This window comes from Clostridium sp. D53t1_180928_C8, assembly GCF_015667795.1.
Taxonomy (GTDB): Bacteria; Bacillota; Clostridia; order Clostridiales; family Clostridiaceae; genus Clostridium.
The window spans coordinates 1-21,019 of sequence record NZ_JADPEL010000017.1 but is presented as its reverse complement, the minus strand read 5'-3'; the positions used below and the strand labels follow the sequence as shown (position 1 = coordinate 21,019).

The window sequence follows — 21,019 nt, the reverse complement described above, 5'->3', positions numbered from 1 at the left end:
TGCAATATATTTTTTGTAATGTGGGGGAACGTTCCCATAGAGTGATAAGGAGGATAAAATATGAAAAAGGTAATTTCAATAGGAGAAGCATTATTAGATTTTATTCCACATGAAAAAGGAACTGCATTAAAGGATGTAAGTAACTTTTTAAGAGTTGCAGGAGGAGCACCGCTAAATGTTGCAGCTGCAGTTGCAAAGTTAGGTGGGCAATCTCAAATGTTAACTAAACTTGGAGAAGATGGTTTTGGAGATCATATATTAGAGCAAGTTAAACCATTAGGAGTAGATGTATCAAAGGTTTTAAGAACTAGAAAAGCTAATACAGCCTTAGCTTTTGTATCATTAAAAGAAGATGGGGAAAGAGATTTTTCATTCTATAGAAATCCAAGCGCAGATATGTTATTAAATGAGTCAGAAATTGAAGAAGAAGATTTTACAGAGGGTGGAATATTACATTTCTGTTCAGTTAGCTTAATAGATGCGCCAATTAAAGAGGCTCATAGAAAAGCTATAGAGTTTGCTAAAAAGCACAACTGTTTAATTAGCTTTGATCCAAATGTTAGATTACCATTATGGGAAACTCCAGAAGCTTGTAGAGAAGCTATATTAGAGTTTTTACCATTTGCTAATATAGTAAAGATAAGTGATGAAGAGTTAGAATTTATAACTGGAATAGCTGATGAAAATCAGGCATTAAACTTCTTATTACAAGGAGATGTTAAAGTTATAATTTATACTAAGGGAACTGATGGTGCAGAGTTTATAACTAAGGAAAGAAAAATATTCTCTCCATCATTTAAAGTAGAAGCTCAAGATACTACAGGGGCAGGAGATTCATTTATAGGGTCTTTCTTATATCAAGTTGCTGAAGGTGACAATACTTTAGAAAGCTTAGTTAATTTAGAGGAAGAAAAGATAAAAGAAATATTAATATTCTCAAATGCAACAGCAGCTTTAACTGTTTGTAAGAGAGGGGCTATCGGAGCTTTACCAACTAAAGAAGAAGTTTTAACTTTAGCGCAAGGGAGATAGTTATGTTAAGAACTAATTTTTATAAGAAAATAAATGAGTGTATGAGTAATCATTTAGATTCAGTTAATAATGATAAATGGAGAAATAAATATCATATAATGGCACCAATAGGATGGATAAATGATCCTAATGGATTGTGTGAATTTAAAGGAGAGTATCATTGCTTCTATCAATACTCACCATTAAATCCTCTAGGAGGAGAAAAATTTTGGGGGCATGCTGTTTCTAAGGATTTAGCAAATTGGGAGCAAAAAGAAATTGCACTTTATCCAGATATAAATGAGGATATAAATGGAGTATATTCAGGGTCAGCTTTTGTTAAAGATGATACAGTTTATTTCTTCTATACTGGTAATGTAAAGCATCCTGGAAATCATGATTATATATTAACTGGAAGAGAGCAAAATGTTATTTTAGTAACTAGTAAGGATTGTGTTAATTTCTCTGAAAAGAAAGTACTTCTTAGAAATTCAGATTTTCCAGAAGATATGTCTCTGCATGTTAGAGATCCTAAGGTTTGGGAAGAAGATGGGGTTTATTATATGGTTCTAGGTGCTAGAACTAAAGATGATAAAGGGTGTATTTTATTATATAAATCAAATGACCTTTATAATTGGGAGTTCCTTTCAGTACCAGCAGGGAAATTAGATAATATGGGATATATGTGGGAATGTCCAGATACATTTAAGTTAGAAAACAGAGATATATTAATGTTTTCACCTCAAGGTATGGAGGCAGAAGGGTATAAATATAATAACGTATATCAATGTGGATATGCAGTGGGGAATTTTGTTGATAATAAGAAAGAGCTTAAACTTAATGAGTTTGTTGAAATAGATAGAGGATTTGATTTCTATGCTCCACAAACTTTTGAAGATTCTAAAGGTAGAAGAATAGTTATAGGTTGGATGGGAGTGCCTGATGCAGTTGAACATAAAAATCCAACTATAGATAATTTCTGGCAACATCAATTAACGATTCCTAGAGAATTAGTTTTAAAGAATGATAGGGTATATCAAATTCCAGTTGTAGAATTAGAAACATTAAGAAAAGGTGATTCAGTTAAAAATAATGTTTCATTAAATGAAGAAACTACTTTAGATATCTTGGAGAGTAATACATTTGAATTAAATATTAAATTTGAAAATTCTAATGGATTTGAAGTGGAACTAAGAGAAGATTGTAAGCTTTCATTTAGTAATAAATTATTTAAGTTAGAACTTGGAAAATCAGGTTATGGACGAGATATTAGAGCAGTTGAAATTGAAGTTGTTAACTCTATAAGAATATTCTCAGATAATTCTTCTTTAGAAATATTCTTAAATAATGGAGAAGAAGTATTTAGTACTAGAATCTATAATGATTCAGTAGATACTACTTTGAAATTAAGAGGAAATGGTTCTGCTATAGTAGAAAAGTGGAACTTTTAAAATAATTCTTGATACTATTAAATTAACATGTATAATTGAAATAAGGGAATTCTGAAATAGTTTAGGCTTTTACCACCATAGAAGTTTATTTGGGAATTCTAGAACATTTTCAACAATAATGAATAATATATACTAAGGTATATATTAAAGATGGTAAGGTTTATGATAGCATAGGTCTTATCATTTTTTTTTTTGCACTTAATTATATTATGTAGCCAAGCTCATAATTTCTCCACAATTGTTTTATATAATGAACAGGTAGATTGAAAAAGGAGCGTGATTTATATGGATGATATACCCCTAGAAAATAAGAGATTAAAAATATTTAATAGGCTAAGTAGTTCATATATATAGCAAATATGAGTTTATTCTCATTGATTCTTATCAAATAATTTTGTTTGTATATGAACTCTATAGGAGGTAATTATGGCAAAAGAATTATTAAGAATAATTAGAGATAAGAATATTAGTGAGTTAAGTAAAGTATTACAACGCATGAATCCTGTTGATATTGCAAAGAGCATGGAGGAGTTAGATGATAAATCTTTATTAGTAGTATTTAGATTATTAACTAAAGATACATCTGCTGAGGCTTTTTCATATTTAGATAAAGAATCTCAACAAAAAATAATTGAATTAATCACAGATGATGAAGTAAAAGAAATAATTGAAAAGCTATTTTTAGATGATACTGTTGATATTATTGAGGAGTTACCTGCTAATATAGTAGGTAAAATAATTTCAAATACATCATTAGAGAAAAGGCAGTTAATAAATCAGTTTTTAAAATACAAAGAAGATTCTGCTGGTGCTATTATGACCATAGAATTTATAGATTTTAAAGAAAGAATGACTATAAAAGATGCTATAGATTATACAAGAAAAACTGGTATAAATAAAGAATCATTAGATAACTGCTTTATAATTGATGGACAAAGAAGATTAAAGGGAATTATTTCATTAAAAGATTTAATTTTAAGTGATGAAAATATGTTGGTTTCAGAAGTTATGGAGACTAATATAGTTTCAGTTAAAACTTTTGAAGATCAAGAGAAGGTAGCAGAATTGTTTAAAACTTATGATTTACTTTCTATGCCAGTAGTAGATATTGAAAATAGATTAGTAGGAATAATAACAGTAGATGATATTGTAGATATTATTGAGCAAGAAAATACAGAAGATTTTCAAAAAATGGCGGGGATGGAACCAAATGAACAGCCATATTTAAAAACTTCGGTTTTAACATTAGCAAAAAATAGAATTGTATGGCTTTTAGTATTAATGGTATCAGCAACAGTTACTGGATCAATAATACAAGGATTTGAAGAGGTTCTTCAATCTGTAGTAATACTAGCATCCTTTATTCCTATGTTAATGGATACTGGTGGTAATTCAGGGTCTCAATCATCTACATTGGTTATAAGGGGACTAGCTCTTGGAGAAATTACTACAAAGGATTTTTTTAAGGTAATATTTAAAGAATTTAGAGTAAGTATTATAGTTGCTACTGTTTTATCTATTGTAAACTTTTTAAGACTATACTTATTCACCAGTGCAGATCTGATGATTTCATTTACTGTATGTGCTAGTTTATTCTTTACAGTAATATTAGCAAAAGTTGTAGGTGGGATTTTACCTATAATATCAAAAAAACTAAAATTAGATCCTGCAATAATGGCAAGTCCACTTATTACAACAATAGTAGATGCTTTTGCATTGGTAGTTTATTTTGGATTTGCAAAATTACTTTTAGGAATATAATCTTAATAAAGAGTTGCCCTTAAGATATACTTATAGGCAGCTCTTTAAATATTATAGTAAAAAGGAGAATCATAATACTAAGAGAAAATATTTTTAAGGAGATTAGTATGGTTAATATATTAATAGTTGATGATGAAAAGAAAATATGTGAATTTATAAAAGCTTTTTTAGATAATGAAGGTTATTATACAGAGGTTGCTTATGATGGAGATAGTGCTATAAATAAGTTAAATTCAAAAAAGTATGATTTATTAATATTAGATAGAATGCTTCCAGGCATAAGTGGAGAAGAGATATGTAAATATATAAGAGATAAATCTGATGTTCCTATAATAATGTTAACAGCCAAAATAGAAGATGAAGATAAGATTGATGGATTTAAGCTAGGTTGTGATGATTATATTTGTAAGCCTTTTAACATAAATGAATTAATATTAAGAGTTAAAGCTATTTTAAAAAGGATCAGTAATTTTGGTGATAAAGAAATAATAAGTTATGGTGATGAATTAGAAATAAACACTTCAACTCATGAGGTTAAAGTTAGAGGAGAAGAAGTAGTTTTAACTAACACAGAATATAAAATATTACTTATATTAATAAATAATCCTAAGAAAATATATTCAAGGGATAAATTATTGGAAAGTACAATTGAAGGATATTATGAAAAAGGTGATAGAGCTATAGATAGTCATATAAAGAATTTGCGTCAAAAAATAGAAATTGACTCTAGAAATCCTAAAATAATTCAAACTGTATATGGGGTGGGATATAGATTTGGACTATAAAAATAAATTAAAATCAATAAATAGTAAGCTTATACTATCTTTTACTTTTATTATGATTGTAACAATTATTGCTATAAGATTTTTTGTGAATACAAGCTTTAAAGGATCATTTCAAAAGTATGTTGATGATAGTAATAAAACGGAAATAAATCATTTAATTGAATTTGACTTGAAAAGTATATATGCAAATAATACATGGGATATTGATCTTATAGAGAGTTTAGGAGTAGATGCAATAAGAAAGGGAATTGCTATTGAAATATATGATGAAAATAATAATAAAGTATGGAGTGTATTTGAAGATGAAAAGGTATTATCAGATATTACTTTAAGTGAAGTAAGTGAGAATATTCAAAGTATAGAAAAGAAGTGGAATAATTATTTTGAAGAATATAAAGTTGATGTTAGTGATATTAATGGGAGTTTAGTTGGATATGCCTATATAGGACATTATGCTTCTACTTATTATATGGAGAATGATGTTCAATTTTTTAATGCTGCCAATAGAATTATAATAATAATAGGTGTTATTTCTATAGGAAGTATTATTATAATTTCAATAATAATATCTAAATCTATAGCTAATCCTATTTCTAAGGTTTTAAAGATGACAAAAGTTATAGGTGAAGGAAATTATAATAGAGAGCTAACCTATAAGAGCAATATAAGTGAAATTGATGAGCTTATATATTCTATAAATAAGTTATCTAATGAATTAAATGAACAGGAAAATTTAAGAAAACAATTAACGGGCGACATAGCACATGAACTTAGAACACCACTTACAAGTATAAGGGGACATTTAGATGCAATTGTTGCAGGTATTTGGGAACCAACTAATGATAGACTTAATAGTATAAATGAAGAAGTAACAAGAATTACAAAGCTTGTTGATGAATTAAGAAAGTTAGCTATGTTTGATAGTGGAAAAAATAATTTAAAGAAGGAGGTAGTAAATTTAAAAAAATATATAGAAGGTATTGCTTATAATTATGAAGGGAAAGCCCTTGAAAAGAATATAGCAATCAAATATCAATTAGAAAATTTAGAGGTGTTAATTGATAAAGAAAAATTTGCTCAAGTAATTATAAATATATTATCTAACGCTATTAAATATAATAATGGAAATGGTGAAATATATGTTAAATGTTTTATGAAAGATGATAATGTTAATATAAGTATTAAAGATAATGGGATTGGTATACCTAAAGGTGAAATTAAAAATATATTTGAGCGTTTTTATAGAGTAGATAAATCAAGAGCTTCTAATGAAAAGGGAATGGGTGTTGGTCTTACAATATCTAAGTCAATTATAAATGCTCATGGTGGGGAAATAAAAGTTTTTAGTGAAGTTAATAAGGGATCAGAATTTATAGTTATATTACCTAAAGAAAAATAAGTTATGCACTTATAAACAGGTATTTGGAAAAAATGTGAATTAAGATGTGGATTATTTTTTTTGTGATGTGGATAACTTTTTAAATTTTATCTTAAAAATAAAGTAGAGCCTAGCATCCGGCGAAGGACAAACTAGGCTCTACAAGTAATTAGCACTTTACGTACCAACTGCTCATTTAGAATAACATCTTTCGACAATAAATGCAACACTTTTTATTTAAAAATAAAACTATTACTAATTGTTAAATTTATTTAGAAAAAAATATACCATATTTAGAATAATTACTTTAGAAAACAATAAAATTTCTTTTAAAAGAATAATATTAATGGTTTGGTAGATGTTTAATAACATAGTTAAGTTGACAGTTGAAACTGTATGTTTTATAATGAAATCACGATGTTAATCATCGTTTGAAAATTTAATAGGGAAAAGCGTTTATGACCTATTAACCTAACATGGGGGCGTTTTGGCTTCGACGGGGGTAAGATGGGTTTGATAAGCGGGCCGAGTAAAGCATGGACGACTCGAAAATCAGCTATGCACTAAATATAAACGCAGAAGACAATTTTGCATTAGCAGCTTAATATAAGCTACTCATCAGTCCAGGATGCCTACGTCTTGGGTAGCTGGTGTCATTGAAGTAGGAAACGAAGTCTAGCAAAGCTTTGAGCTAGAGGGGTATTTATGAAGCTAGGGAATTAGGAGTTTGTTTGTGAGCGAACTAAGGACCGAAATTTTAGTCACAAACTACGCTCGTAGAAAGTCAGGCTGGTCTGCTTTCGGACAGGGGTTCGATTTTGAAAGAAAGTCGCCTTAAGCAGTGATGCTTAAGTGATAACTTGGCTTTATCGGTGAAACCGTAACAGAGAATGCTGACGGCAATACCGAGAGGTATGTGAAGAAATTCAACAGCCTCGTATCGACTCATAGGTTCCTAAGGAGAAATCTATGGAATACTAGGATAGAAGATATAAACTATATTAAGCTTCTATAATATGCCAAGCTGCTATTTTAATAATAGTAGAAGATATAGTCAGTGCCATATAGAAATAATGGATGCACATGACCCCTCGCCTCCACCAAACAAAAAACCGTACAGATTTTCTGTACGGTTTTACTATTTTATGGACATGAATTCATCATAAAAATCTAATTTATCTTTTAACATTTCTTCAGAATATCTACCATTTCTAGGAGTAACTTCTTTATATCGTGTTAATATTAATTCTGCTCTTTTTCTTTTGGTTTTAATAATTAGATATGGATAAATATCTTTAATTAGATTAATAGCATCATTGTATTTTAATTGATAGCTATAGCAGTCTTGATGTCTTTCAGGATTATAATTTTTTTTGTGAACTATAACCCCTTTTCCAACTATTATTTTAATCCATTTTAATAATTCAAGTGTAGTTGATGCTATTGATACACAAGGAGATGGATGTTCTTTTGCATGGAATTTTTGAAGCATAATACTTCCTTCGCCATCTATTATTCCAGCTATATAAGCCTTTTCAGTTTCTGTCATATTAAAAGTACCCTTACCTTTTTTTATATTTATAAAAAGAGTATTCCCTAATGTTAAAAAATATAAAATAGTATTTTAATAAATTTCTTTAAAATAATGATGAAAGGATGAACGACTGAGGTTTAAAGGTATTTTGAGGGGATAAGATTTTTATATTCTTATAAATGCCAAGATAGTCACTTTACAATTATTTACTAAGATGTATAATTATGGTATAAGTAAACGATTAGATGTGTGGCAATTGGAGGAGGGATTATGAAAATTAAGAAACCTTGGCTTGGTGTGTATTTGTTGATAGTGATTATAGCTATAGTGATGTTGATAGTAAGAGGAGTATCAGGGGAAGACGGGAGACAGAAAGTTACTACTGTTACACAGAAAGTTACTACTGTTATACAGGAAGAAGAATTCCAGTTTTATAGTGATATTGTACAAAAAGAATATAAGGGTAAAGATGAAAATGAATTATATGAAAGAGTAGAAAAATATGCAAGGGAAGTTTATGCACAGTTTGCATTAGGAAGGGAATACGGTTTATGTAAGCCTTATTCATATGAGGCATTGAAAATGGAGGTTGAAGCTGAAAATCAGCAGAGAAAAGCAAAAGATGATGCAGGAGAAGTTGTTTATGGAGTGCTCGAATATAGTACAGATGGATATCTTATATATACATTAAATAATTTAAGATTAAAGATTGTAGATTATCTTGTGAAAAATTATGATAATGATTTGGAAAAGGAAGCAAGAAAATATTTAGATAATAACCCTTATAAATTTCAAAGTGTTGAAAGTGTTAAATATAGTTTGGGAGATGAAACGAAAACTGTTTCAAGATTGGATTTACCTACTCTAGAAAAGACAAATAGCGAGTTGTTTGAGTACTTGTACAATGGAAAAGAAGGAGATACATTTTCAATTGTTTTAGATGAAAAAGTACTGGATGGAGAAATTCTAAGTAAGGAAATAGATGTTGTTGATTTTGAGGAAGATAAACAAATTGTATTAAGGACATATATTTCAGATTTTTATTACTGGCAGCTAGTTGATAATATGGCAGAGACAAATCTGTTGGAATTTGAATTAAATAAGGAATAATATAAAAATGTTCCTGATTTAAGAATATATAAAAAATAGGGGGAAATCAAATTATGAAAGGGAAAACTATAAAACGTTTTTGGGCAGCTATTTTATCAATACTAATGGTAATAGTAATGTTTTCATCAGTTGATGGAGGCGGAGTCATTGTTGCAAATGCAGCATCTATTGTAACAAATGAGAATCTCTTAAAATACCCATCATTTGAGGAAGATGTTCCATTGGAGGAGCATAATGACATTAATAAGGATAATAAGGTTGGAAATTGGTTCTATTTTCAAGATACGGTGAAGAAGGAAAGAGGGAATGCTCATACTGGAGATTGGTCAGTATCTCTTGAGAAGACAAATGATGCATTGGAACAAGATGTAGCAAATCTTCAGAAGGGTGCAACTTATAAAGTATCTGTTTGGGCAAAGAATACCAATCCAAGTGGAATTACTGCATACTTATGTTTAAAATACTATGGAGGAAATGAGAAGAAAGTATTAATTGATTCAACAGAGTATAGAAAGTATGAAGTGGAGTTTGTATATACTGGAGATACATCAGGAAAAAATACTAGATCAGCAATTTGGATAGAAAGAGCAACAAGTGGTAATATTTATATAGATGATTGGTCATTTGAGATAGCAAGTAACTTAAAAAGCTTTAGTGTGGATAATGGTTCTTTAAAAGCAGAATATAAAGATGGCTATACTGGTGAAATGAAGAGTTCAGATTTTGATATTTCTTATACATCTTCATTAGAATCAAACGTTACAAAGAAGTTAAATATTACAAACGAAAGTGTATCTGGAAATACCTTGACAATGAATTTTGATCCAATTGAAGCACAGCCTGTAGAACAAAATATAAAATTGATTGCAACGTATAAACCAAATAATCAGCCGTTTATCGTAGACTTTAACATTGATGCATCTGGGGAGGAATATATAGATGCTAAACTAACAGAAATTTCAGCAGAAAATGGAACTGTAATAGCTAATTTTGATAAAGTTCCGATAGTTTCTCCAGTAAAGGATGATTTTACATTAGAGTGTAAAGTAAATGATGGAGAATTTGCTCCAGTTGAAATTAAGGAATTTGCTTACGATAAATTAAATAAAACAGTTAATTTAAAATTTCAAAAAATTTCAGCTGCAATTGAAAGTAAGAATGTTACAGTAAGAGCTACTTACAAGGATTCACAAAAAGATGCCAGTTTTGTAGTGGAACTTGGAAGTGGAATAAAATACTATGTAGATTCTCATGCAGGAGATGATTCTAATGATGGTATAAGTGAGGCTACTGCTTGGAAGACAATTGATAAAGTAAATACAGTTCTATTTCAACCAGGTGATCAAATTTTATTTAAATCAGGCGGAGAATGGACTGGGGCATTGAAACCACAGGGTTCAGGTGTAGATGGTGCTCCAATAGTAATTTCAAGTTATGGTGAAGGTAAAAAACCATTATTAAAACCAGGTGAAAATTGGACAATTTCACATATGAATATTGCAAATAAAATTGTACGTTCTCCAATAGTGAATAATGTAATTACATTTTATAATCAAGAGTATTGGGAAGTAAATAATCTTGAGCTATGGGATCCAACCTATGAACAAAACTCAAACACGAATGTATATCGTAGAGGAATTAATATTAGTGCTCAGGATGCAGGTGATCTTAACTATTTTAAATTCGATAATTTAACAATACATGGATTTAGAGGACCTATATCAAATGAAGGAAAGTCTTCTGGAGGAATTATTATGACTGTTATGACAGACTTGTATGATGCTTCGAAGAGAGTTCCAACAGCAGTACATGATATTAGCATAACAAATTGCGAAATGTATAACTTAGGAAGATCAGGAGTTAACTTTGTATCTCCTTGGACTACAAGAGAAGGAGATAAGTGGAACAAATATAGACCATTTGGATATAGAGGTGTTGGAGCTTGGAAACCATATGAAAACTTCCGTCTTAGCAATAATACAATTTATAATATTGATGGTGATGGAGCAATTATAGATGGATGTAAGGATGCAATTGTAGATCATAATACTGTATATCGTACAGTATATAATTGTTGGTATGGTGTAGGGTTATTTAATTGGAATTCAGATAATGTAATATTTGAATACAATGAAGTATATGAAGCATCACCAGCTGATTCTCTTCTTGGCGCAGGTGATGGACAAGGAATTGAAATTGATGCTTTAAATCAAAATACAATTGTACAATATAATTATTTGCATAATAATGCAGGTGGGGTATTTATGTGGTGCTGTACAGAGGATTTAAGAGGTTTTGATGGAGTTTTCCGTTACAACATCAGTCAAAATGATGGTGCAAAACATGGTATTATTGATTGGCGTCCTGGACACGAAGGAAGTATGGCTTACAATAACACAATATATCTAGATGATAGTATTGAAAGAAAATGGATGAACAACGGGTATACAGGTGGAAAAAGTGACGCGAAATTCTATAACAATATAGTTGTTAATAAAGGGAAAATGACATCAGATTCTTTCAATGAACAAGAAATAGATTACGAAAGCAATATATTTATTGGTTTTGATAAGCTTCCTTCTAATGATAGTACTATAATTGAAGAAGATCCAATGCTTGTTGCACCTGGAACTGGTGGAAAGGGTATTGATAGTTTGGAAGGATATAAACTTCAAAGTAATTCTCCAGCAATTGATGCAGGTATTAATATTGAGAATAATGGTGGAAAAGATTATTTTGGAATACAACTTACTGATGGAAAAACAGATATTGGAGCATCAGAATATGTAGAATCAGAAGAGCCAGTAGAAGCAGATAAAACATTCTTAGGAATAGTTATAGATTATGCACAAGATAAAAAATCAGAAGGAGCATTGGAAGGTCTTATTCCAGTAGTGGTTAAAGAGTTTGAAGAAGCATTAAAAGAAGCACAAGAAGTTTTTGATAATAAAAATGCTACAGAAGTTCAAGTAGAATTAGCTTCAAAAAGATTAATTGATGCAATTCATATGCTAGAATTCAAAAAAGGTGATAAAACAGAACTTAAAAAATTAGTTGAAATAGTAAATGCTTTAGAAGAAGATAAGTATACAGCTTTAACTTGGGCTAAGCTTCAAGCAGAACTTATTGAAGCTAACAAAGTAATAGAAGATGAAAATGCAATGGAAGAAGAAGTTGCTAAAGCTTATGAAAACTTAAGCAATGCATTTTCTAGCTTAGAATTATCAGCTGATAAGTCTAAACTTCAGAAGTTAGTAGATGAATTAGAAAATAAAGATTTATCTGAATATAGTCAAGAAACTGTTTCTAAATTTAATGCAGAATTAGCTAATGCAAAATCTATATTATCAAATAAAGATTCTACTCAAGTAGAAATAGATGAAGCTTATAATAAATTAATCAAAGCTTATCTTAATTTAAGATTAGTACCAGATAAATCTAAGCTTGAAGACTTAATAAACAAAGCAGAAGTAATGGATACATCTAAATATACTAAAAAAAGTATTGAGAAACTTAATGTAGAATTAGCAAAGGCTAGGGCAATATTTAATAATGATGAAGCTACTGAAAAGCAAGTAGAAGAAGTAGAAAAGAGTTTAGAATTAGCTTTAGCTAACTTAGAATTGGCACAAGGTGATAATGAAAACAATGGCAATACTGACAAAGAGATTAATGAGGGAAATTCTAGCAATAATTCTACTAATACATCTAACAATGGAAATGGTAGTCACAATAGTAAATTACCAAAAACAGGAGGAACGTCTTCTGTAGCAGTTGGAGCAATAGCACTATTAATTACTGGTGCAGGTGCAGTTTTAACAAGAAAGAAATTGTAGTTTGGAGAAGAAGTAGTTAAGTTTTTATGTTGTAAAATTATATAATAATAGATTAAATGGGTCTATTGCATTAGCAGATTAAATGTATAGATGGATAAATGAATATGAATAATATGGATAAAGTGCGGTTTCATGACATGGAATCGCACTTTATTCATGTGGGTATGAGTTAAAAAATTTGAGGCAAGAAAATATTGAGTTAGAAAAGGAGCTTGAATTATTGAAAAATACCAGGTCTTCTTGAATCAAAAGAACAAATAAGATTTCAATTTTTAAAACATAAGATATCTAAAAGAGATATTGAGGATGAAGTATTTATGAGTATATAAACTACATTAAAATGTGTAAAAGTTAAAAAAAATAGAATTGGTAAAATTTCATATAATTGCTATTAGAGTGATGGTTTCATGAAAAAAGTGTATTTTGTAATCGTTAAACAAATTAATATTAATAAAATTTAGGTGTATTATCACATAAAAGTAAAAAAACATAACTTTTATCAATTATTGACAATAAATATATAATAAGGTAACGTATTGTTTGAAATCAGTTTTCAAATAATATGTTGTACAGTTTTATGAAATGCAGGGAGCACAATTCGGAAATTATGATGAAATTAATTTACTCATAGCGACTCTTTTAAATAATAATTATATATCATTGTAATTAAGGAAATTAGAATTTATTCTGTAATAAAGTTTGTGCAGGTATTTTTATATGACTGATTAATTACAGGTTATATAAAGATACTACAGCATTTTATAAAACAAATTACATAAATTATTGAAATGTTAATAAAAAAATTAAGTTTAAATTATGCCAAATTATTATATAAATTGTAAGAATGTATGTGTCGTACAAGGAGGAATGAACATGTTAGAAAATGAACAATGGGCTGGTTTTGAGGGAAGAATATGGAAAGAAGAAATCAATGTTAGAGATTTCATTCAAAAAAACTATAAACCATATGATGGTGATGAAAGTTTCCTAGCAGATCCAACAGAGGCTACCAATAAACTATGGGGCAGATTACAAGAATTACAAAAAGAAGAAAGAGCTAAAGGCGGAGTTCTTGATATGGAAACAGAAGTTGTTTCTGGACTTACAGCTTATGGACCTGGATACATTGATGAATCTTTGAAAAATTTTGAAAAGGTAGTAGGTCTTCAAACAGACAAGCCTCTTAAGAGAGCTTTCATGCCATACGGTGGTATTAAAATGGCTGAACAATCTTGTGAAAATTATGGATATACACCAAATCCAGAATTACACAAAATATTTACTGAATACCATAAGACACATAATCAAGGAGTATTTGATGCTTATACACCAGAAATGAGAAAAGCTCGTAGCAGCCATATCATAACAGGACTTCCTGATACTTATGGACGTGGACGTATCGTAGGTGATTACAGAAGAGTTGCTCTTTATGGTATTGATTACCTTATGGAAGAAAAGGCTAAAGATCTTAATAACTGTGGCGATGGAACTATGACAGATGAAGTTATTCGTCTAAGAGAAGAAATTACAGAACAACATAGAGCTCTTGGAGAAATGAAGAAAATGGCTGCAAGTTATGGTTATGACATTTCAAAACCAGCAAAGAATGCTAAAGAAGCTGTTCAATGGTTATACTTTGGATATCTTTCAGCAATCAAGACACAAAATGGTGCAGCTATGTCAATAGGACGTGTTTCTACTTTCCTTGATATCTATATTCAAAGAGATATTGATAATGGAGTTCTTACAGAGGAAGAAGCTCAAGAATTAATAGACCATTTAACAATGAAATGTAGAATGGTTAAATTTGCAAGAATAACTTCTTACAATGAATTATTCTCAGGGGATCCTTCATGGGTTACTATTGCATTAGGTGGTATAGGTGTTGATGGACGTCACATGGTAACAAAGAACGACTATCGTTTCCTTCATACATTAGAAAACATGGGACCTTCACCAGAACCAAATCTTACTGTACTTTACTCTTCAGCACTTCCTGAAAGCTTCAAGAAGTATGCAGCTAAGATTTCAGTAGATACAAGCTCTATCCAATATGAAAATGATGACGCTATGAAACCAGAATGGGGCGATGATTATTCAATATGTTGTTGCGTATCTGCGACTCAAACAGGTAAAGAAATGCAGTTCTTCGGAGCTAGAGCTAATCTTGCTAAATGTTTACTTTACGCAATAAATGGTGGTGTTGATGAAAAATCAGGTAAACAAGTTGGACCTGAATATAGAGGAATTACATCAGAATATCTTGATTATGATGAAGTAATTGAAAAATATGAAAGAATGAGTGACTGGTTAGCTGGCCTTTATGTAAATGTATTAAATCTTATTCAATACATGCATGATAAATACTATTATGAAGCAGCAGAAATGGCTCTTATAGATACAGATGTAAGACGTACATTTGCAACAGGTATTGCAGGTTTCTCACACGTAATTGATTCACTTTCTGCAATTAAGTATGCAAAAGTTAAAACAATACGTAATGAAGCTGGAATTGTTACAGATTACGAAATTGAAGGAGATTTCCCAAGATACGGTAATGATGATGATAGAGCTGATGAAATAGGTATTTATGTTCTTAAGTCATTCCTTGATAAGATCAAGAAAAGACACACATACAGAAATTCTGAACCTACAACATCACTTCTTACTATTACTTCAAACGTAGTATATGGTAAGTATACAGGTAATATGCCAGATGGACGTGAAGCTTGGACTCCACTTTCACCAGGAGCTAGCCCATCTTATGGAGCAGAACAAAATGGATTACTTGCTTCATTAAACTCTGTAGCTAAGCTTCCTTATGAATGGGCTTTAGATGGTATTTCAAATACACAAACAATTAACCCAACTGCATTAGGAAATGATAAAGAAGAACAAGTTGATAAACTTGTACAAGTATTAGATGGTTACTTCGATCAAGGACCACATCACTTAAATGTTAATATATTTGGTGTTGAAAAATTAAAAGATGCTATGGAACATCCTGAAAAAGAAGAATATGCTAACTTCACTATCCGTGTATCAGGTTACGCAGTTAAGTTTATAGATTTAACAAGAGAGCAACAACTTGATGTTATCTCTAGAACATGTCATGCAGAAATGTAATTCAGATAAGAATATAGCAAGAATTCATTCAATAGAGAGCTTTGGATCTGTTGATGGGCCAGGAATACGTTTTGTTGCTTTTTTAAAGGGCTGTCCTATGAGGTGTCAGTTCTGCCACAATCCGGATACTTGGGATATGAATGGCGGTGAGACAAAAACTGCAGATGAGCTTTTGTCTCAAGCTCTTAAATATAAAACTTATTGGAAAAAGGCGGGGGGAATCACTATTAGTGGTGGTGAACCTCTTCTTCAAATAGATTTTCTGATTGAATTCTTTAAAAAGGCTAAAGCGAAAGGCGTTCATGTTACACTTGATACGTCTGGAAATCCATTTACAAGAGAAGAACCTTTCTTTAGTAAATTTAATGAGCTTATGAAAGTAACGGATCTTGTAATGCTAGATATTAAACAGATAGATGAAGCAGAACATAAAAAACTTACAGGATGGAGCAATTCAAATATTCTTGATATGGCAAGATATTTATCAGAAATCAATAAGCCAGTATGGATTCGGCATGTACTCGTACCAGGTGGAAGTGATAATGATGAACAGCTTAGAAAACTTGATGAATTTATCAAGACTTTGAGGAATGTAGATCGTGTTGAAGTGCTTCCATATCATATTCTTGGTACTTTCAAGTGGGAACAACTTGGTATTGATTATCCCTTAAAGGGGATTGAACCTCCTACTAAGGAGAGGCTAGAAAATGCCAAAAAGCTTCTTCATACAAGTGAATATAATGGATATTTATCACGATAATTTGTGGAATGGAAATTAATAATGAATTATTAAATGTGATAAAAGAGAATATATCTAAGGCTTAGTTATTAGAGTAATAGAAACCGTACAGATTAATCTGTACGGTTTTATTACATTATAAATATAAAATGAAATGAAATGAAAATAAATATTAATAGATAATAATTATTGTTTGTCTTGACAAAAGTAATGATAATAATTATCATTGTATTTAACAAGAGGAATTTTTACATATTAATATAAATTAAGTAACTTAGGAGGAGAATTATGGTTAAGAGAAGTAAAAAAGTAATTTCAATATTAGCAACGGCTGTATTAGCAACAGGATTATTTGTAGGATGTGGTTCTAAAAGTGCTACAACAGAAAATGGTGAAACAGAAGGCGAAAAGGTAGTTAATGTATATTCAGCAAGACATTATGATGTAGATAAAGAATTATTTAATAAGTTTGAAGAAGAGACTGGAATAAAGGTAAATTTAGTTGAAGGAAAAGCTGATGAATTAATAGAAAGAATGGCAAGAGAAGGTGAAAACTCAGCAGCCGATGTGTTTTTGACAGTAGGGGCAGAGAATATAGCTGCATTACAAGAAAAGAACTTAATTGAAAAGACATCATCAAAAGTAATAGAAAAAAATATACCAGAAAAGTATAGAGGAGAAAACTGGGTAGGATTAACTTCAAGAGCAAGAGTTATAGCTTACGATAAGGATAGAGTTAACCCAGAAGACATTGATAGTTATAATGATTTATTAGAAGAGAAATATAAAGGAAAAGTATTAGCAAGAAGTTCAAGTTCATCATATAACGTAGCATTATTAGCTTCATTTATTCAAGAAAATGGTGAAGAAGAAGCTAAAGAATGGGCTGAAGGGGTAGTAAATAATTTTGCTAGAACTCCAGAAGGAAATGATAGAGATCAAGTTAAGGCTATTGCAGCTGGAATTGGTGATGTTGCTATTATTAATTCATACTACTTAGCTAAGATGGTAAACTCATCAGATGTTGAAGAAGTGAACGCTGCTAAAAATATAGGATTAATTTTCCCAGAAGATACACATATTAATTTAAGTTTTGCAGCAATGGCAACAAGCTCTGAAAATAAGGAAAATGGAATTAAGTTAATTGAATTCTTAACATCAGAAGAAGCTCAAAGTGCATATGCTTCAGAAAATGGAGAATTTCCTTTAAATGAAAAAGTTGAATTACCAGAATTACTAAAATCATGGGGAAAATTTGAGGCTCAAGATATAGATTTCGAAAAATTAGGTACATTCAAACAAAAGGCAGTATTAATATTTGACCAAATTGGGTGGAAGTAATGAAAAAACTAAAATTTAATGGATGGGCTCTTTTAAGTACAATCATCGGTTTGATGATTGTACTTCCTAATTTAGATATAATTATACATTTATTCCAAAAACCAAATGAAACTTGGGTTCATATAAAGGAATATTTATTAAAGGATTATGTTATAACATCAGCAATTGTAGTTATATTTACAGTTATGTTTACTATTATTATAGGAATAACTTTAGCTTGGCTAATATCAGCTTATGATTTTCCATTTAGAAAATTTTTGAGATGGGCTTTAATTTTGCCATTAGCTATACCACCATATATAGCAGCATATACTTATGCAGGAATGGTAAGTTATACTGGTGTTGTGCAAAGGTTTTTCAGGAATACCTTAAGTATGGAAGTAAATCAAAAATATTTTGATATTATGTCTATAGAAGGTACAATTTTTATATTTACATTATTTTTATTCCCTTATGTATATATGGTTACTAGAATATTTTTAGAAAAGCAATCAGCAGGGTTGATTGAAAGTGCTAGACTTTTAGGAAGTAATTCAATAGGGGTATTTTTAAGAATAATATTACCAATATCTAGAGGTGTAATAGTTGCTGGTGCTACATTAGTAGCTTTAGAAGTATTAAGTGATTATGGAGTTGTATCTTATTTTGGTGTACAGACATTTAGTACAGCAATATTTAAAAGTTGGATATCACTAGGAGACGTAGATTCTGCTATAAGACTTGCAGGGATATTAATGATTGCTGTATTAGTAATATTATCTGGAGAAAAGCTATTAAGAGGAAGAAAGAAATTTAGTTTTACCAATACTAAAGTAAGACCAATTAAGAGAAAGAAGCTTAAAGGTATTTATGGATTTTTAGCTTCAGCATATTCTTTAATAATATTTTCATTAGGATTTTTAATTCCAGTAGGTCAAATGATTGCATGGAGTATAATGAGCTATAAAAATATTTATTATAGTGATTTCTTAAGGATGATAATTAACTCTGTATTACTTGCAGGGGGATGTAGTTTATTAATAGTAGTTATGGCATTAATAATAGCAAACTATTCAAGAATGCATTCAAATATATTATCTAAAGTATGTTCAAGAGTTACTTTAATAGGGTATTCAATACCTGGTGCAGTTATAGCTATAACTATGATTCTTTTCTTTGTAGATATTGATCAGAAATTTAAAGGATTAGCATTAAGCACAAGCATAGTGATGTTAGTATTTGCTTATATAGTTAGATTTTTAGGTATAGGCTATCAAAATGTTGAAGGTGGCTTTGAAAAGATAGGTAATAAGTTTACAGAAGCTTCAAGAACATTAGGTTATGGAGTTACAAAAACTTTCTTTAAAGTTGATATACATATGTTAAAACCAGCTATTTTAGGAGCATTTGCTCTTACTTTTGTTGATATAATAAAGGAATTACCTTTAGTTTTAAATTTAAGACCTTTTAATTTTTATACATTATCAACTAAAGTATTTGAATATGCTAATGATGAAATGATACCAGAATCAGCAATACCATCATTAGTAATAGTTTTAGTTAGCTTTATAGCAATATATATATTATATAAGGTTGCCGATAGGGAGGAAGCTTAATGATTATTAAAGGTGAAAATATATATTTTAAATATAAAAATAATAAGGAAGATATAATTAAAGATTTTAATATGGAATTAGATAAAGGTGAAGTTCTTGCAATCTTAGGTGAAAGTGGTAGTGGTAAAAGTACTATGCTTAGAATAATTGCAGGACTTGAGGAAGCTCATCAGGGAAGTATGACTATTGGAGATAAGATTATATTTTCAGAAAAATTATTTGTTGAACCTGAGAATAGAGGAATTGGAATGGTATTTCAGGATTATGCTCTTTTCCCTCATATGACTGTTAAAAAAAATATACAATATGGCTTAAAGAAAATGAGCAAAGCTGAAAAAGAAAATATAGCAATGGAAATGCTTAAGCTTGTAAATTTAGTAGAGCATAAAGATAAATATCCTTATGAATTAAGCGGAGGGCAACAACAAAGAGTCGCAATAGCTAGGGCTATAGCACCAAAGCCAGAAATATTATTATTAGATGAGCCATTTTCAAACTTAGATGCTAATCTTCAGGAAAAGATTAGAGATGAAATTAAAGAAATATTAAAAAAAGCAGGGATAACTTCAATATTTGTAACTCATGATAGAGAAGATGCTAAGGTTATTGCCGATAAAGTTATAGTGTTAAGAGATGGTATTACTGTCCAAAAGGGATTATCAAAAGATATTTTAGGTTAGTTTGGTAACAAATTTAAAAAGCTATTTTGAGATTAATATATACAATTAAATATAGGGCTAAATTATATTTAAGCTTTAACTATTAGAAAAATAAAAACCGTACATAATAACTTGTATGGTTTTATTATTTATAAAAAATATATAATGGTGTAAGTTGATTTTTATTGTGAATTTGAATTTAATAAATATAAATAAACATTTAAATTGTTATAATAATAACAATTTAAATGTTTATTTATATTAAAAAACTTATTATTATATTTTTTTTAATAACAAAGGTATTATAAAAATATAATAATAAATTTAAATAAAAGTATACGATTTCAATGAGCTGTAAGAGCGAAAAGTGAAATTGATGATATAAACAATAAAAAAAAAGTTGAAAAATAACGAAAAAAAGTTTGACAAAAAATAAACAATCAATTACAATAAGGTTGTAGGAAGTGTTAAAAAAATAACAAAGTAAAAATAAATTAACACAGCCGCTGATAAAGGTAATAACTAGAAATTGATATATAGATTTAATATTAGGAGGATGTAATAAATGAAAGTTACAAACGCTCAAGAATTAACGGCAAGAATTAAACAATTAAGGGAAGCACAAAAGAAATTCGCTACTTACACTCAAGAACAAGTAGATGAAATTTTCAGACAAGCAGCTTTAGCAGCTAA

Annotated in this window: 13 protein-coding genes and 1 other RNA gene; 13 read left to right on the top strand and 1 reads right to left on the bottom strand. The window is 29.7% G+C overall.

Features of this window, described 5'->3' with window-relative positions:
* Positions 1–60 precede the first annotated feature (60 nt).
* The 6 genes from I4V51_RS11790 (at position 61) to ssrA (ending at position 7,206) form a co-directional block, all read left to right on the top strand.
* Positions 61–1,032, top strand: coding sequence for a carbohydrate kinase (locus tag I4V51_RS11790; RefSeq protein ID WP_195988636.1), 972 nt, complete (start codon positions 61–63; stop codon positions 1,030–1,032).
* A 2-nt stretch (positions 1,033–1,034) separates the two neighbouring features.
* Positions 1,035–2,462: a glycoside hydrolase family 32 protein gene (locus tag I4V51_RS11785; protein ID WP_195988635.1), complete on the top strand. Its 1,428-nt coding sequence runs from the start codon at positions 1,035–1,037 to the stop codon at positions 2,460–2,462.
* Between the two features lie 426 nt (positions 2,463–2,888).
* Positions 2,889–4,223, top strand: coding sequence for a magnesium transporter (gene mgtE, locus I4V51_RS11780; RefSeq protein WP_195988634.1), 1,335 nt, complete (start codon positions 2,889–2,891; stop codon positions 4,221–4,223).
* Positions 4,224–4,330: 107 nt separating this feature from the next.
* Complete coding sequence (locus I4V51_RS11775; protein WP_195988633.1) at positions 4,331–5,008, top strand: response regulator transcription factor; 678 nt, start codon at positions 4,331–4,333, stop codon at positions 5,006–5,008.
* Positions 4,998–6,407 (top strand): HAMP domain-containing sensor histidine kinase, encoded by a 1,410-nt coding sequence (locus tag I4V51_RS11770; protein WP_243281493.1) that lies wholly within the window; start codon positions 4,998–5,000, stop codon positions 6,405–6,407. Before I4V51_RS11775 ends, I4V51_RS11770 begins: the two co-directional genes overlap by 11 nt.
* Before the next feature lie 465 nt (positions 6,408–6,872).
* Positions 6,873–7,206, top strand: a transfer-messenger RNA (tmRNA) gene (ssrA, locus tag I4V51_RS11765).
* 318 nt (positions 7,207–7,524) lie between these two features.
* Here ssrA and I4V51_RS11760 read toward each other — a convergent pair.
* A complete protein-coding gene (locus tag I4V51_RS11760) occupies positions 7,525–7,935 on the bottom strand; it encodes an LAGLIDADG family homing endonuclease (RefSeq protein ID WP_195988631.1) in 411 nt (136 codons plus the stop codon).
* Between the two features lie 255 nt (positions 7,936–8,190).
* On the opposite strand from I4V51_RS11760, the gene I4V51_RS11755 reads away from it, so the two are divergent.
* The 7 genes from I4V51_RS11755 (at position 8,191) to I4V51_RS11725 (ending at position 20,347) form a co-directional block, all read left to right on the top strand.
* Complete coding sequence (locus I4V51_RS11755; RefSeq protein WP_195988630.1) at positions 8,191–9,030, top strand: hypothetical protein; 840 nt, start codon at positions 8,191–8,193, stop codon at positions 9,028–9,030.
* Between the two features lie 53 nt (positions 9,031–9,083).
* Complete coding sequence (locus I4V51_RS11750) at positions 9,084–12,866, top strand: carbohydrate binding domain-containing protein (protein WP_195988629.1); 3,783 nt, start codon at positions 9,084–9,086, stop codon at positions 12,864–12,866.
* An 873-nt stretch (positions 12,867–13,739) separates the two neighbouring features.
* The gene (gene pflB / locus I4V51_RS11745) at positions 13,740–15,992 is read left to right on the top strand and encodes a formate C-acetyltransferase (protein ID WP_195988628.1); all 2,253 of its coding nucleotides are present in this window, start codon (positions 13,740–13,742) and stop codon (positions 15,990–15,992) included.
* On the top strand, positions 15,958–16,752 hold the full coding sequence (pflA, locus tag I4V51_RS11740; RefSeq protein ID WP_195988627.1) for a pyruvate formate-lyase-activating protein: 795 nt from the start codon (positions 15,958–15,960) through the stop codon (positions 16,750–16,752). The genes pflB and pflA overlap by 35 nt, the downstream gene beginning before the upstream one ends.
* A 267-nt stretch (positions 16,753–17,019) precedes the next feature.
* On the top strand, positions 17,020–18,072 hold the full coding sequence (locus I4V51_RS11735) for a Fe(3+) ABC transporter substrate-binding protein (protein ID WP_195988626.1): 1,053 nt from the start codon (positions 17,020–17,022) through the stop codon (positions 18,070–18,072).
* The gene (locus I4V51_RS11730; RefSeq protein WP_195988625.1) at positions 18,072–19,667 is read left to right on the top strand and encodes an iron ABC transporter permease; all 1,596 of its coding nucleotides are present in this window, start codon (positions 18,072–18,074) and stop codon (positions 19,665–19,667) included. Before I4V51_RS11735 ends, I4V51_RS11730 begins: the two co-directional genes overlap by 1 nt.
* Entirely contained in the window at positions 19,667–20,347 is a 681-nt protein-coding gene (locus I4V51_RS11725) for an ABC transporter ATP-binding protein (protein ID WP_195988624.1), read from the top strand. Before I4V51_RS11730 ends, I4V51_RS11725 begins: the two co-directional genes overlap by 1 nt.
* The last annotated feature ends 672 nt before the right edge of the window (positions 20,348–21,019 follow it).